Genomic DNA, 11,621 nt, shown 5'->3' with positions numbered 1-11,621 from the left:
GCCTCCTCAGGCGGCGAGCTTCACGTGGCTGCGCCAGATGTTCTCGGTGGTCTTGATCGCGTAGCGGAGGGCGTCCTGCGAGTGGTCGTTGGCCTTGACGGGCTTGTCCTCGCCGGCCTCGGCGGCCTTGGCGTCCCAGACGTACTCGGTGACCTCCTTGATCCAGCCGGTGCACCGGTCGGAGACGAGGAGGTTGCCGGAGGACAGCAGCGACGCGACGGTGCGGATGCCGTCGAGGACGTCGTTGTCGGCCTGGGTGGAGAGGACGCCGTCCTGGTGGAGCTGCACCCGGAACGACGCGGCCGACGGGTCGAGGATGACGTAGTCGGGCTGCAGGCGGGGCTGGTCCGGGGGGAGGTGCGGTTGCCCGAGCCACGCGCGGATCTCCTGTGAGAGCTGCGCGTCGGTGAGCTTCTGCTGCGCTTCCTTCGACTCGTACCGCCACTCGTCGATGGCGTACAGCTTCGGGTGGTGTCGCCCGTGCGCGTCGGTGTGCAGGGCGATGCCGAGGAGGATCGCGCTGGTCGGGTTCGTGGTGCCGTAGTCGATGCCGACGGCGAGCAGCTTCCACATCGTCGGGAGCGTGTCCCACGCGACCTGGTGCTTCCTCGGGTCCCACATGTCGAAGATCGCGCCCTCGGCGTTCGTCCACAGGCCGCGGATGAAGCGGTCGTAGAAGATCCCGGTAAACGAGGCCTTCATGTCGCGGACGTACTCGTCGGTGAGCGACGGGTTGTCGTCCATCGTGAAGTGGAAGACGATCAGGTTCTTCGCCTCGGCCATGAGGATGTACTGCTGCCGGAGCCAGTGGTTGAACGAGCCCGGGTTCGTCGTCGCGAGGAGCCGCGAGTACGGCGTCCGGAGGCGGGTGAGGAGCATCTCCCAGAACCCGACGGGCAGCAGCGTCGCCTCGTCGACGTACGCGACCTCGATCGTGCCGCCTCGGATCTTCTCCTCAGCGCGGACGTCGTTCGCACCGACGAGGTGCACCTCACGGCCGAGGATCGTCGCCGTCGACGAGCCGCGGGTGTGCACGGTCTGAGCGGCGAGAGCACCGAACAGGTTCGGGTCCTGCAGCGGCTCGATGATGTTGCGTTCGATCGTCTGCAGCGTCTTGCCGATGATGACGATGAGGCCGACGCCGCGGACGGCGCGGATCGCGAACAGCAGGGCGAACAGGGACGCGATGGTCTTCCCGCCGGACACGGCGCCGACCCAGAGGGCCAGCTTCCGGGTCGTGGAGGCGGTGATCGACCAGACCTGCTTCGGGGAGAGCGCCGGGGCGGACACGGCACCTCCTGGGTACGCTCAGCCGCATGGCCAAGTACCTGTTGATCGGAACGAACAAGCCGACCTGGCGGCTCGCCGTAACCGAGGACATCGACTCCTTGGACCAGCGCTGGCAGCACGCGTTCGACAGGAACGAGCGGCTGCTCGTGCAGGTTGTCGCCGCGAACGAGCTCGAGACACAGTCCCTCTGGGTGAACCCGCGCGCCGTTCCCTGGTACGCGGTCTTCGACGATGGCGATCCCGCCCAGTAGCCGTGCACAAGGTCGGCAGTCACCCGATGAGCTGCCGGCCTGGGCGTCTACTCGGCCGACTCGTCCGGGGGCGTGTAGCTGTCCGCGGCTGCCTTGAACCCGGCGGCGAGCGTGTCGAGCAGCGAGTGCGCCGTCTCGACCCCTGAGGTGTCCTTCTCGAGGTACTTCGTGACCTTGTCGAACGCGACGCCGGCCGTGGTGACCGCGGTGCGCTGCACCTCGACCGGCGGCTTCTCGAGCTCGTGGTCGCTGTAGACGTTGTCCTTCCCGCCGAACGCGTACACGAGGTACGGGCCGTCGAGGTCGTCGAGCATCTTCTCCGCCCGGCCGAGCATCTTCTCGGCGAGCCGCTGACGTCCAGCCGCGAGGTCGATCGACCGCGCCTGCACCGCGACCGCCGTCTGCGCACGGGAGAAGTCCAGCCCGAGGGCCTTCGCGATCCGGGTGACCGTCGACGTGCCGAGACGGAGCTCCGACGCGATCGCGTTGCGCCCCATGCCGGCCGCGTGCAGCTCGGCGACTCGTGCGCGTACAGCGGGGTCCTGGACTGGGCCAGGGGTCTGGGCCTCGTCGGTCATGGTTCTCGTCTCCGTGCGCCGCCTGGGCGCTCATCGAAGGGGTCAGCGGTGGTTCGTGGTGCGTTCGGCTTCCCAGCGGGCGACGAGGCGTGCGCGGGAGGGGATGTGCTGTCGGCGCCACCGGTACGCGGTGCGGAGGTACGCGTGGAGGAACCGGGTGCCCCAGGTGTGGGGGAGGACGGGGAGCAGCGCCCACACGGTGACGCCCCACAGGACGATGGGCGTCCGGGTGAGGTGGTGGTGCGCGGTCGCCCAGGCGTCGAGCCAGGTCGTGGCCCGTGCGTAGGAGCGCCGGGCGTCGGCGTACAGCGCCGTGCAGTGGAGAGTGTCGTCGGCGTCGCGGGCGGCGATCGCGGTGTTGAGGTCGTCCAGGGCATCCCGCAGACGTCGGAGCGCCCACTCCTGGTGTTCCGTGAGGAGGGAGGTGATCCGCTGATGCATGGCGAGCCTCCGGTCAGGTGCGGTCTTCGATGACGTCGTCCATGACCCGGTCGAGTTCCGCGAGGGTCTCGGGGTGCAGGGGCGGGTCGGGTCTGCGGTTGCGCCGCGTCCGGTGCGCGGTGAGGTCCGGGTCGTCCGCGTCAGGCGGCCGGCTCATCCGTGGTGGCCTCGGGAACTTCGGTGTCCGTGGTGGTCGGGTCGACGGGGCTCGGCTCGGGGGGTGCGGGGATGTACTCGCGGATGAGGGCGTTGAGCGCGTCGGTGTCGACGTTCGCGGTCGCGGTGGCGCGGATGGTGGTCTGCCCGCCCTGATTCAGGAATGCGATCGACAGGGTCGAGGCGTCGACGGCGTTCTGGTCCCACCCGGCGAGGTTGACGAGGGCGGCGTTGAAGTCGGCGCCTAGGTTGAGACCGGCCATCGACACTCCTTTGATCAGTCGGCGGTCGGCTCCTGGATGATGGAGCCGTTAGGCCCCCGCTTCCGCTTCGGGACACCGGTCGCGAGCCCGGCGATGAAGATGATGAGGCAGATGAACGCGATGACTCCCAGGGGGATGGCCCACCACCACGACGGCCAGGCGGCCCACGCGGCGTAGCCGAGCCAGGCACCGAGCACGAGGAAGATGCAGCTCATGACGATGCCGAACCAGTGACGGGTTCGATCGTCGCTCGAGGTCATCGCCTCGATGCGAGCATCGATGTTCGCGCGCAACGTGTCGCGAGCGGTGGACTCTGGCGGGAGCTCCTTGAGCAGCGCAACGTCTGCAGCCAGTTCCGCGCGCTCGTTCCGACGGCCTTGCCGAGTCTCGACGAGTTTCGTGACGAACAGTGCGAGTCCGGCGATGACCGCGACCAGGATCTGCACGAATTCCGTTGACATTGGCTCATCGTAGGGCTGCCGGCGTCCGGGGTGGGCGCAGGTCGTCTCGGCCGGGAGAATCAGCGGCCGTACTGCGGCGGACCTTCGCGAGCATGGCGGGACACGCGTTGACGCCCTACCCCGGAGAGGGGTTCCCCGTGCTCGCGCCGCGTGCGGTGGTTCGCTGGCGGCGTCCGGAAGCCCGCTCAGTGAGCAAGGCGACGAGTGCAGCGGGGCTGGGCTGCGGTTGTCCGGGTGCGGCGTGTGCGGTAGTGGTGCGTGTCGGCGGGCACGGGGAAGCGTGGTGAGCCCCGGCGGGGAGCGCGCGTCCGCGCATGCTGCCGGGTGTCGAGGTCCGCTGCACTGTGCCGCTGTGCTTCGCCCGCGTCGCGGCCGAGCCGGCGACGGGAGGCTGGGGATTCGAACCCCGGTCTTCGGACCTCGTGGCGGTGCTCAAGCGCCACGTCTGGATACACGAACGGCCCGGACAGGTGTCCGGGCCGAGTCGTGATGCATGCGAAGCATATCACCCAGGGGGTGCAGTTGAGGCGTACCCCGTTCGGGTGTCACAGGTAGTCGCGGGCGCGGCCGTGGCGGCGACCCCTCGTGCGCTGCCACTCGAGGAGGTCGCAGACGCGGACGTGCCGAACCCCGCCGAGGAGCTCAGTCGGCATCCCGTCGCCCTGCCAGGCGAGCAGGGTGCGGCGGGAGCGGCCGACGAGCTTCTCGGCGGCGCGAAGGGTGATGAGTCGCTTGGGGTCGAGCCCGGTCACCGCGGCTCGTCGACCCAGCGGCTCGCCACCTTCGGCGTCGACACCCGGGTCGTCACGGTGTGCCCGTCCGACGAGACCTCGCCGAGATCGGCGTACCGGCCCTGCACGCGCCCCTCGTGGTGGGTGAGCGTCCTCGACGACACTCGCGTGTCCGCCGGGTTCCGTGCGGACTCAGCAGCGTAGGTCAAGCGGGTGCCGGCGTCTCGCCACAGGCTCTCGGTCGTGACGATCGTCGCTCGCTCGATCCAGGGCAGCTCGTCCCAGTTGGTGTCCGTCATGGGGGTCATCTTCTCTCGGTCGTGCTCGGCGAGCCACCGGTCGAACTCGCGGCGGTGCTCCTCGACGAGGATGGCGCCGTGCTGGCCGGCGTACACCGCGCGCACGTGCTCGGTCGACGGGGTGCTCGACTCGAAACGGTCGGGCATGGCGGCGGTCGTGTTGCCGCCCTTGATGACTCCCAGGAGGGCGTCCCGGGCTTCCTCGACGCTCCGGAAGCGCGGCAGGCCGTTGTCAGCCACGGTCGTCTCCCTCCGGCGGCGGGGTCAGGTTGCTGACCCGCGATAGGTCGAGTTCGTCGAGGTAGTCGATACCGACGGCGCTAACCATGTGGACGCTGATGCGAACTGGCGAGCCGCTGCCGTGACCGACCTCCCAGCGCGTCGGATGATCGAACGTCGTCCTCGGTGCCATGTCCTCGGTGCGGCACGGCTCGGTCATGGCCTCGTCGAGCAGTGCCTGCGCTTCGGCCACGTCCTCGCTCAACGTCAGGCGGGGCGGCTCGGTGGCACTCTCGCCATCCTCGGCATGCCCGGTGACGACGCACTTCTCGTGGTGCTCGCTGCTGTCCACACCCGCGTAGCAACGGGCGCAGAACTCCTCGTCATCGGTTTCTTCGTCGTCCGGCTCGGCGGTCGGGGTCGGCTGCCACGTGCCGTCCCGGACGGCGTCGCGGAGCTCAAGCAGCACGCGCCCCATGTCCTCGTGCGTCGCGGTCTCGTCGAGCGAGTCGATCATGCCGTTCACCTCGTCGAGGACGAACGTGCGGAGGGTGTCGGTCACGCGGATGCTCCTTCGGGTTCGCGGCTCCACACGAGCGCGGGCTGCTCGGTGCGGGACACGCGGTGCGCGCCCTGGTGTCCCTGGCGTCGGACGCACTGCCAGACGCGCTGCCCACCGTCGCTGGGCTCGGTGGGGTCGACGCCGGATGCTGCGCAGCGGCCGACGTGCGGGGTGCCGACCTCGGGGTTCTCGACCTCGGGGACGGTGGTGCCGGCGGCGATCTGCCGGACGATGGCGACCAGCTTCCGAGCGGGGAGGATGTCGCCCGGGTTGACGTGGTCGCGGCTGCGGGGGAGCCGGTCGGTGGTGCGGATCTCGCCGTCGGCGGAGGTGGACACGAGGACGGTGGAGCAGCCCTCGCACCAGACGCGGACGTCGCGGACGTCGGCGCCGGGCTCCCACACGGTCGTGACGCCGAGGCGGCCGCAGATCGGGCACTGCCGCTGCCAGTGCGGGCGTGCCGGCCGAGCCTCGGCGGGGAACCGGGACTCGACGGTCTCGATGAGTCGGGCGACGTCGCCGAAGTAGTCCGTCGCGCCGATGCTGCGGCCGATGTGGTCGTGCTCGGCGAGCAGCCACCCGGCGACGTCCCGGACTGCAGTCCTCGCGTCGCCGGGGTCGACGTCGGCGGTGAACCCGAGGGGGCGGCCGGTGTCGGTCGCCCACTGCCGGCGGATGCGGAGCTTCGCGGTGCTGATCCGCAGCGCCCCTGCCCAGAACCGCACCCACTTCGTGAGCTCGGCGTAGATCGCGTCGGCGTCGTCGACTGCGGTCGTGTTCCCGGGGATCGCCGCGGTGCGGGACTCCATCGGGACGCCGGGCTGCCCGTCGGGGACCGCGCGGGCCGGCATGCGGTGAGCGAGGACGTGCTCGACGAGTTCCGCGGCGGAGACGAGCGCGATACGCGCTCGGGCCGACGCGAGCTCGACGGTGTCGGCGTCGTAGGTGTCGGTGGTCGTCACTGGTCTCTCCTGATGTCGTGCTCCTCGCGGAGCTGTCGTGCGCGGGCGGCCCGCTGCTCGGCCGCGATGAAGTAGCTCGGGGACTTCGGGTCGCCGTAGTCGTAGCCGCCGGTGTCGTTGCCCTGCGTGAGCGGCATCAGAACGGCGTCTCGTCGTCGAAGGACTGCTGCCCGGTCCACACGTCCTGCCCCTGAGCACCGCCTTGCTGGCCCGCCTGGTCCGCGGGCCAGGCGTTGCCCTGGTACGCGTGGCCCGTGGCCGAGTGGTCGACCTGCTGCCCGTAGTGCGCCCCGGGCTGCTGGCCGCCTCCGGTCGCGCCGCCGTTCCCGCCGCGCGCCGCCCGGACGACCTGCGCGGTCGCGTAGCGAAGCGACGGGCCGATCTCGTCGACCTCGAGCTCGATGCTCGTGCGCTGCTGCCCGTCACGGTCCTGGTAGCTCCGCTGCCGGAGCCGCCCCTGCGCGATGACGCGAGCGCCCTTCGTGAGGCTGCCGGCGATGTGCTCGGCAAACTCCCGCCAGGCGGACGCGCGGAGGAACAGCGCATCGCCGTCGACCCACTCGTTCGTCTGCCGGTTCAGCGTCCGCGGGGTGCTCGCGATCGTGAAGTTCACGACCGCGAGCCCGTTCTGCGTGTACCGCAGCTCGGGGTCGGCGGTGAGGTTGCCGACGACGGTGATGACGGTCTCCCCGGCCATCAGCGCGCGCCCTCGTTCGGGTCGGTCGCCTCGACGACGACGGGGTGCGCGATCGTCAGGTCCGCCGGGATGACGATGGTCGCCTCCGGGCGCAGGGGCACGAACGCGCTCGCGGGGATCTCGACGGTGACGGCGACCTCGAGGACACCGGTGCGCGGCTTCGGGGAGCGGCGCTGCGTCACCGCCACGACCTTCGCGCCGCGGACGCTGGCGGGGTTGTCGCGGTCCCCCGCGCCGAGGTAGCTCGGCCATTCGGGCTCGATCTGCAGGAAGGCGGTGGCCTTCACGGTCTTGTCGGTCATGCTGCGTGTCCTCTCGGTGATGCGGCTCGTGCCGCCCTGCTGCTCGCGGCGCGCGCTCGGCGCCGCTCGTTCTCGATGCGCTGCGACCGCTTCCGGTTCGCCTCGCGGTGGTTCCACTCGGCCGCCTCAGCCAGAGCCCGCGTCCAGTCGTCGCGATCGAGCGGGTGCTCCCGCTCGCGCTTCCGGGCTTCGTGCACGACCCGCATTGCCCGGTCGCGACGGCCGCCCGGAACCTCGCTGAGGAGCTCCACGACGTCGAGCGACGCGACGAACACGTCCCAGTCCGGGGCGATCACGATGCCGCCGCCGAGTCGAGCCACTGCTGCCACTCCGCCCAGTCCGCCCGGATCGACGCGAGCACGTAGCCCGTCGGCGACCGCTTCGCGCCACCCCGAGCGAGGATCGTCTGCGCGATCTGCGTGACCTGCAGCGGCGTCGGGATGCGCCCCGTCGCCTTCGCGATCTCCGACCGCACCCGCGGGAAGTCCTCGAGTTCGAGGTACCCGAACGATCGGATGGCCTGCGCGTTGAGCTCGTCGTCCGTCCCGTACCGGCTCGCGTCTACCAACTGGACGGACGACGAGGAGTCTTGGTCACTTCTGGTATCTGTGATCTGAGGATCTGGACTTCTGGGGGGCATCGAGCCACCGGTTTGCTGTAGCACTTGCTTGGCATCTTGCTTGCCGGTTGCCTTCGCCTGGCCGCCCTTCGACCCGGCGTCCGCGCGCTTCTTCGACAGCTCTTCGATCTCCGCGACCGTCCGGTTGTGCCGCTCGAAGTGGTGCAGCCAGAACGCCCCGTCCCGCTCCGACACGGACGGCCGCGTCGGGTGGTTCGTCAGCAGCTCCGTGCGCGCCTTCGGCGTACCGAACGTCCGGAACAGGGCCGGGTCGATCCGGCCGTCCGTGCCCGCCTTCGCCGAGTAGAGGAGGAGCTGCACGAGCGTGCGGAACGCCTTGTCGGACAGCGGGCGGATCTTCGGGTTGTCGTCGAAGTCGAGCGCGAGCTGCACGAACAGCCGATCGTCCTTCCCAGGGTCACGCCGTCTGCTCACCTCGCACCTCCTTCCATTCGTCGGAGCGCCTGCTCGGCGCTGATCTCGGTCCACGTGCCGGCGTCGTCGTAGAGGACCCACGCCTGCCGGAGCGTCCCGACGGCCGTCCGCAGCCACCGGCGGGCGGGGAACTCGGCCGGATCAGCCCAGCCCGGCACCCCCCAGCCGTCGCGTGCCGCTTCGACGGGGTGGTCCGTCTTCCAGAGGTGGCACTCGGGACACAACAGGTGCAGGTTCGACGCCGCCGTCCGGCCGCCCTGCGAGCGGTTCTTCCGGTGGTCCCGCTGCGCGACGCCGCCGCGCCAGCACCGCTGGCACTGCTGCTCGTCGCGCTCGGTCACGACCTCGTAGGCGCGCTGCTCCTCTGCCTCCGACGCGCGGTCGACCTTCGGCCCAATCACGCCGCCACCGCCCGACGCTCGAGCAGCGTGCGCACTGCGAGGGCCGCCTGCTGCGGGACGACGCCGTTGCCGAGCGCCTTGAGCTGCTGCGCTCGGGTGATCGGGGCTCCGGTGACGTGGCCGGCAGGGAGGCCCATCATCCACTCGACGAACTCGGGGGCGAGACGATGAGAGCCGCCCCGACCGTCCGGGTTCGTCGGTGCAGGTGCTACTCGTCCGGTGACACGCTCCCAGCGCTCGACGGCGGGACGATACGGCCCCCAGTCGCGATCAAGTCGTGGTCGACCAGCACCTGCAGCGACGTCACCACCGAGCGCCCTGGCTTCTTCCGCAGATGGTTCTCCGGGGTGTTCCCTGAGTCGTGCGTCGCGGGAGTCGGCAGCAGCGTCTCCACGACTCCCGGGAGCAGCAGCTCGCCACCCCGGTCGCCCGACCGTGTCTTCCCGCCGCCACCCATCGTGGTCGGTGTCGGCAGCAGGTGTTCCACCTCGTCCGCCAGCGTCGGCCCGTGTCCTCCTGCTCGGCGCTTGTCCGGATGCTGCGAGCCACCGTTCTCCCCGAGGTTCGACAGCGGCGTCTTCAGCAGCGCGATCGTGGTCCGCAGATCCTGACCGCCCTGCCCGTGCACCCCGATGCCCCGACCATCCGAGGTCACTGGCGTCGGAAGGACGGGCGACGACGAAGACGCGGTACCGGCCGTGGGGAGCACCGGCGTCGGCAGCTCGAACGCCACACCACTCCGCGTCGTACCCGAGCTCGGCCAGGTCGCCGAGAACGGCTCCGAGTGCTCGGAGAGCAGGTCCATCGTGTCGGTCTCCCACACCCCACGGGCTCGATTCCATCTGCCGATCAGCCGTTGCACTGAGCAGTCCTCTCACGTTCTCGATGACGACGAGCGACGGCCGCAGCGCGTCGATCGCCCGGGCGAACTCCGACCACAGACCGGAGCGGGTACCGTCGCGGAGTCCTCGGCGGAGGCCAGCGAGGGAGACGTCCTGGCACGGGAACCCGCCCGTGAGGACGTCGACCCGCTCGACCTCCGGCGACCACCAGTCGACCGCCGTCACGTCGCCGTAGTTCGGAACGTCCGGCCAGTGGTGCTCGAGGATCGCCGACGGTGCCGCGTCGAACTCGACGTGCCACGCGACGTTGCCGCCGAGCACCTGCTGCACGCCGAGGTCGAGGCCGCCGTAGCCGCTGAACAGCGAGCCGATGCGCGGGGCGATCATGCCGTGCCGTCCAGGAGCAAGACGAGGTCGGCGAGGGTCATCGTGACGAACTGCTCGCCCGGCGCCGCGGTGCGGTGCCGCTTGTGCACGACGACACCGATGCGGGCGTCGTCGTTGCCGCGCTCCTGCTCGGCCTCGTTCAGCCACGGGCCCAGGCGCATCGTCTGGTGGTTCTTGCACTCGATGACGACGCGCTCCCCGCGCGGGGTGCGGACGCCGCCGATGTCGCCGCGGTCGTTGCGGCCGTTCTTGGGGCGGATGTCGATGCGGTCGTCGAGCTCGTCGCGGAGGTAGTCCGCGACCGAGCGCTCGAACATCTGGCCGGCCTTCCGGGCGCTGCTGTTCGAGCGCCGGGGCCGCTTGGTGGGCGTGCGATCCTGGGGTTCCATGCTGTGTCTCTCGCAAGGGGGTGGAGTGTGGGTGGGGCGGTGGCCTGTGCAAGAGGTCACCGCCCCGGCTGAGCTACGGGCGGCCGGAGAAGACCGGCACGCTCGCGGGGATGCCGTCGTGCACCTGGGTCGTCTCGCCGTCCTTCGTGACGGTCTTCCCGTCGCGGATCTCGGTGACGATGTCGGCGAACGCGGCGTCGAGGATCTCCTGCGGGCGCTGCAGGACGATCCCGAGACCGAGCTGCGACCCGCGGAGCCGGTACCGGAACCGCGCGACGACGAGGTACACGGGGCCGCCGATGTACGGGCGGAGCAGCAGCTCGAGCTCCGTCGGGATCTCGATGTGCCCCTTCTGGCCGGCGCGCGCGGAGACGGTCTCCTTGTAGTTGAGCCGCACCTGCCCGGAGTCGAGCCGCTCGCCGCCCTCGAAGTCGACGGACGTCTTCGCCTGGAACGACTGCGCGAGCTCGATGAGGACCGCGGTGTCTGGCTTCCGGACGTCGAGGGCCTGCTGCTCGATGAACTCGGCGAACTCGGTCTGCTCGAGCAGCTTCCCGTCGACCTTCGTCCACGCCTCCCACGACTTCGTGTGCCGCAGCTCGAGGCGCGCGGTGTGCTTCTGCCATCCGCCCTGCGATGCGTCGTGGGAGTCGAGCACGGCGATGACGTTCGACGTCGGGGTGTCGGCGTAGACCTCGGTGTGCCCGTCGATGACGTGCTTCTCGACGTACCGGACGAACGACTCGGCGTCGCCGACGACGCGAGCCGCGGTGATGTGCCGGGGCGAGTCGGCGTAGGCGTCGGTGTCGACGACCTGCAGGCTGCCGTCGCGACCCGGAACGGCGAGGACCGCGCCGGGGTCGAGGGTCTCCGCGCCGGCGGCCTGGCGGGCGAGGTCCGCGACGACGGCGGCCTCGGGGGTGTCGGTGTAGTCGGTCATGCTCAGTCGAGCTCCTTGATCTCCCCGGTAGCGGGGTCGTGGGCGGGTGCGTTGCGGATGTCGTCGTCGTCGAACAGGGGCATCGACGACGGGTCGCGGCGCGACAGGGTGTGGTCTCGGTCGACGTACGTGATCGACCCCTGACGGTTCTTCTCGGGCCGCTTGACGGTGATCTTGTCGTTGACCTTGAGCGCGCTGACGGCGTCGTCGATCGGCTTGAGCTCGAGGGTGAGGGTGATCGTGCCGCCCTTCCCCGTCTCCTCGATCGCGGCGACGAGCTTCGTGAGCTCCTCGTGCAGCTCGAGGTCCGTCTTCGGTCTCGTCGACGCGAGGAACGCGGCGAAGCTCCCGGGCTTCTTCTGCGTCTCGTCCTTGGACATGGGTCTTCCCTTCCTG

The 11,621-nt window shown here is 70.3% G+C and carries 22 protein-coding genes and 1 pseudogene; 1 reads left to right on the top strand and 22 read right to left on the bottom strand.

The genetic code is table 11. The features are described from left to right. Positions 1-6 precede the first annotated feature (6 nt). On the bottom strand, positions 7-1,290 hold the full coding sequence (locus QOL15_RS14670; RefSeq protein WP_071245320.1) for a PBSX family phage terminase large subunit: 1,284 nt from the start codon (positions 1,288-1,290) through the stop codon (positions 7-9). A gap of 26 nt (positions 1,291-1,316) precedes the next feature. On the opposite strand from QOL15_RS14670, the gene QOL15_RS14665 reads away from it, so the two are divergent. Further along, on the top strand, positions 1,317-1,541 hold the full coding sequence (locus QOL15_RS14665) for a hypothetical protein (protein WP_071245318.1): 225 nt from the start codon (positions 1,317-1,319) through the stop codon (positions 1,539-1,541). A 47-nt stretch (positions 1,542-1,588) separates the two neighbouring features. Here QOL15_RS14665 and QOL15_RS14660 read toward each other — a convergent pair whose 3' ends face one another. The 21 genes and pseudogenes from QOL15_RS14660 to QOL15_RS14565 form a co-directional block, all read right to left on the bottom strand. After that, positions 1,589-2,119 (bottom strand): hypothetical protein, encoded by a 531-nt coding sequence (locus tag QOL15_RS14660; protein ID WP_139197239.1) that lies wholly within the window; start codon positions 2,117-2,119, stop codon positions 1,589-1,591. A 42-nt stretch (positions 2,120-2,161) separates the two neighbouring features. Then, positions 2,162-2,560, bottom strand: coding sequence for a hypothetical protein (locus QOL15_RS14655; protein ID WP_071245314.1), 399 nt, complete (start codon positions 2,558-2,560; stop codon positions 2,162-2,164). A gap of 13 nt (positions 2,561-2,573) precedes the next feature. Beyond that, positions 2,574-2,717, bottom strand: a complete 144-nt coding sequence (locus QOL15_RS14650; RefSeq protein ID WP_175473787.1) for a hypothetical protein — start codon at positions 2,715-2,717, stop codon at positions 2,574-2,576. Then, positions 2,701-2,979 (bottom strand): hypothetical protein, encoded by a 279-nt coding sequence (locus QOL15_RS14645; RefSeq protein WP_139197237.1) that lies wholly within the window; start codon positions 2,977-2,979, stop codon positions 2,701-2,703. Before QOL15_RS14645 ends, QOL15_RS14650 begins: the two co-directional genes overlap by 17 nt. Positions 2,980-2,993: 14 nt before the next feature. Next, positions 2,994-3,440 carry a hypothetical protein gene (locus QOL15_RS14640; protein ID WP_139197235.1) on the bottom strand — a complete coding sequence of 149 codons (447 nt, stop codon included), beginning with the start codon at positions 3,438-3,440 and terminating at the stop codon, positions 2,994-2,996. Positions 3,441-3,985: 545 nt separating this feature from the next. Further along, positions 3,986-4,192 carry a hypothetical protein gene (locus QOL15_RS14635; protein WP_071245308.1) on the bottom strand — a complete coding sequence of 69 codons (207 nt, stop codon included), beginning with the start codon at positions 4,190-4,192 and terminating at the stop codon, positions 3,986-3,988. Continuing rightward, positions 4,189-4,710: a hypothetical protein gene (locus QOL15_RS14630; RefSeq protein WP_071245306.1), complete on the bottom strand. Its 522-nt coding sequence runs from the start codon at positions 4,708-4,710 to the stop codon at positions 4,189-4,191. The genes QOL15_RS14635 and QOL15_RS14630 overlap by 4 nt, the downstream gene beginning before the upstream one ends. Beyond that, positions 4,703-5,251, bottom strand: coding sequence for a hypothetical protein (locus tag QOL15_RS14625; RefSeq protein WP_071245304.1), 549 nt, complete (start codon positions 5,249-5,251; stop codon positions 4,703-4,705). The genes QOL15_RS14630 and QOL15_RS14625 overlap by 8 nt, the downstream gene beginning before the upstream one ends. Next, positions 5,248-6,213: a hypothetical protein gene (locus tag QOL15_RS14620; RefSeq protein WP_071245302.1), complete on the bottom strand. Its 966-nt coding sequence runs from the start codon at positions 6,211-6,213 to the stop codon at positions 5,248-5,250. The genes QOL15_RS14625 and QOL15_RS14620 overlap by 4 nt, the downstream gene beginning before the upstream one ends. Next, complete coding sequence (locus tag QOL15_RS14615; protein ID WP_175473786.1) at positions 6,210-6,350, bottom strand: hypothetical protein; 141 nt, start codon at positions 6,348-6,350, stop codon at positions 6,210-6,212. The genes QOL15_RS14620 and QOL15_RS14615 overlap by 4 nt, the downstream gene beginning before the upstream one ends. Then, positions 6,350-6,910, bottom strand: a complete 561-nt coding sequence (locus tag QOL15_RS14610; RefSeq protein WP_071245300.1) for a single-stranded DNA-binding protein — start codon at positions 6,908-6,910, stop codon at positions 6,350-6,352. The genes QOL15_RS14615 and QOL15_RS14610 overlap by 1 nt, the downstream gene beginning before the upstream one ends. Further along, positions 6,910-7,212, bottom strand: coding sequence for a hypothetical protein (locus QOL15_RS14605; RefSeq protein ID WP_071245298.1), 303 nt, complete (start codon positions 7,210-7,212; stop codon positions 6,910-6,912). Before QOL15_RS14605 ends, QOL15_RS14610 begins: the two co-directional genes overlap by 1 nt. Then, complete coding sequence (locus QOL15_RS14600; protein WP_071245296.1) at positions 7,209-7,532, bottom strand: hypothetical protein; 324 nt, start codon at positions 7,530-7,532, stop codon at positions 7,209-7,211. Before QOL15_RS14600 ends, QOL15_RS14605 begins: the two co-directional genes overlap by 4 nt. Beyond that, positions 7,505-8,266 (bottom strand): hypothetical protein, encoded by a 762-nt coding sequence (locus tag QOL15_RS14595; RefSeq protein WP_071245294.1) that lies wholly within the window; start codon positions 8,264-8,266, stop codon positions 7,505-7,507. The genes QOL15_RS14600 and QOL15_RS14595 overlap by 28 nt, the downstream gene beginning before the upstream one ends. Next, positions 8,263-8,667 carry an HNH endonuclease signature motif containing protein gene (locus QOL15_RS14590; protein ID WP_071245292.1) on the bottom strand — a complete coding sequence of 135 codons (405 nt, stop codon included), beginning with the start codon at positions 8,665-8,667 and terminating at the stop codon, positions 8,263-8,265. The genes QOL15_RS14595 and QOL15_RS14590 overlap by 4 nt, the downstream gene beginning before the upstream one ends. After that, entirely contained in the window at positions 8,664-8,804 is a 141-nt protein-coding gene (locus QOL15_RS14585; RefSeq protein WP_254784055.1) for a hypothetical protein, read from the bottom strand. Before QOL15_RS14585 ends, QOL15_RS14590 begins: the two co-directional genes overlap by 4 nt. Positions 8,805-8,875: 71 nt before the next feature. Beyond that, positions 8,876-9,400 carry a hypothetical protein gene (locus QOL15_RS14580; protein ID WP_305404687.1) on the bottom strand — a complete coding sequence of 175 codons (525 nt, stop codon included), beginning with the start codon at positions 9,398-9,400 and terminating at the stop codon, positions 8,876-8,878. Beyond that, positions 9,393-9,896 (bottom strand): annotated as a pseudogene (locus tag QOL15_RS16685) (DNA cytosine methyltransferase); the annotation flags it as partial. The gene QOL15_RS14580 and the pseudogene QOL15_RS16685, both read right to left, overlap by 8 nt. Beyond that, complete coding sequence (locus tag QOL15_RS14575) at positions 9,893-10,285, bottom strand: hypothetical protein (protein ID WP_071245288.1); 393 nt, start codon at positions 10,283-10,285, stop codon at positions 9,893-9,895. The gene QOL15_RS14575 and the pseudogene QOL15_RS16685, both read right to left, overlap by 4 nt. A 73-nt stretch (positions 10,286-10,358) precedes the next feature. Next, positions 10,359-11,225, bottom strand: a complete 867-nt coding sequence (locus QOL15_RS14570) for a DUF2303 family protein (RefSeq protein WP_071245286.1) — start codon at positions 11,223-11,225, stop codon at positions 10,359-10,361. A 2-nt stretch (positions 11,226-11,227) separates the two neighbouring features. Further along, complete coding sequence (locus QOL15_RS14565; RefSeq protein ID WP_071245284.1) at positions 11,228-11,605, bottom strand: hypothetical protein; 378 nt, start codon at positions 11,603-11,605, stop codon at positions 11,228-11,230. Positions 11,606-11,621 lie beyond the last annotated feature (16 nt).

Origin of the sequence: Curtobacterium sp. MCBA15_012, assembly GCF_001864935.2 — a bacterium.
GTDB lineage: Bacteria > Actinomycetota > Actinomycetes > Actinomycetales > Microbacteriaceae > Curtobacterium.
This window is presented reverse-complemented; position numbering and strand designations above follow the sequence as displayed.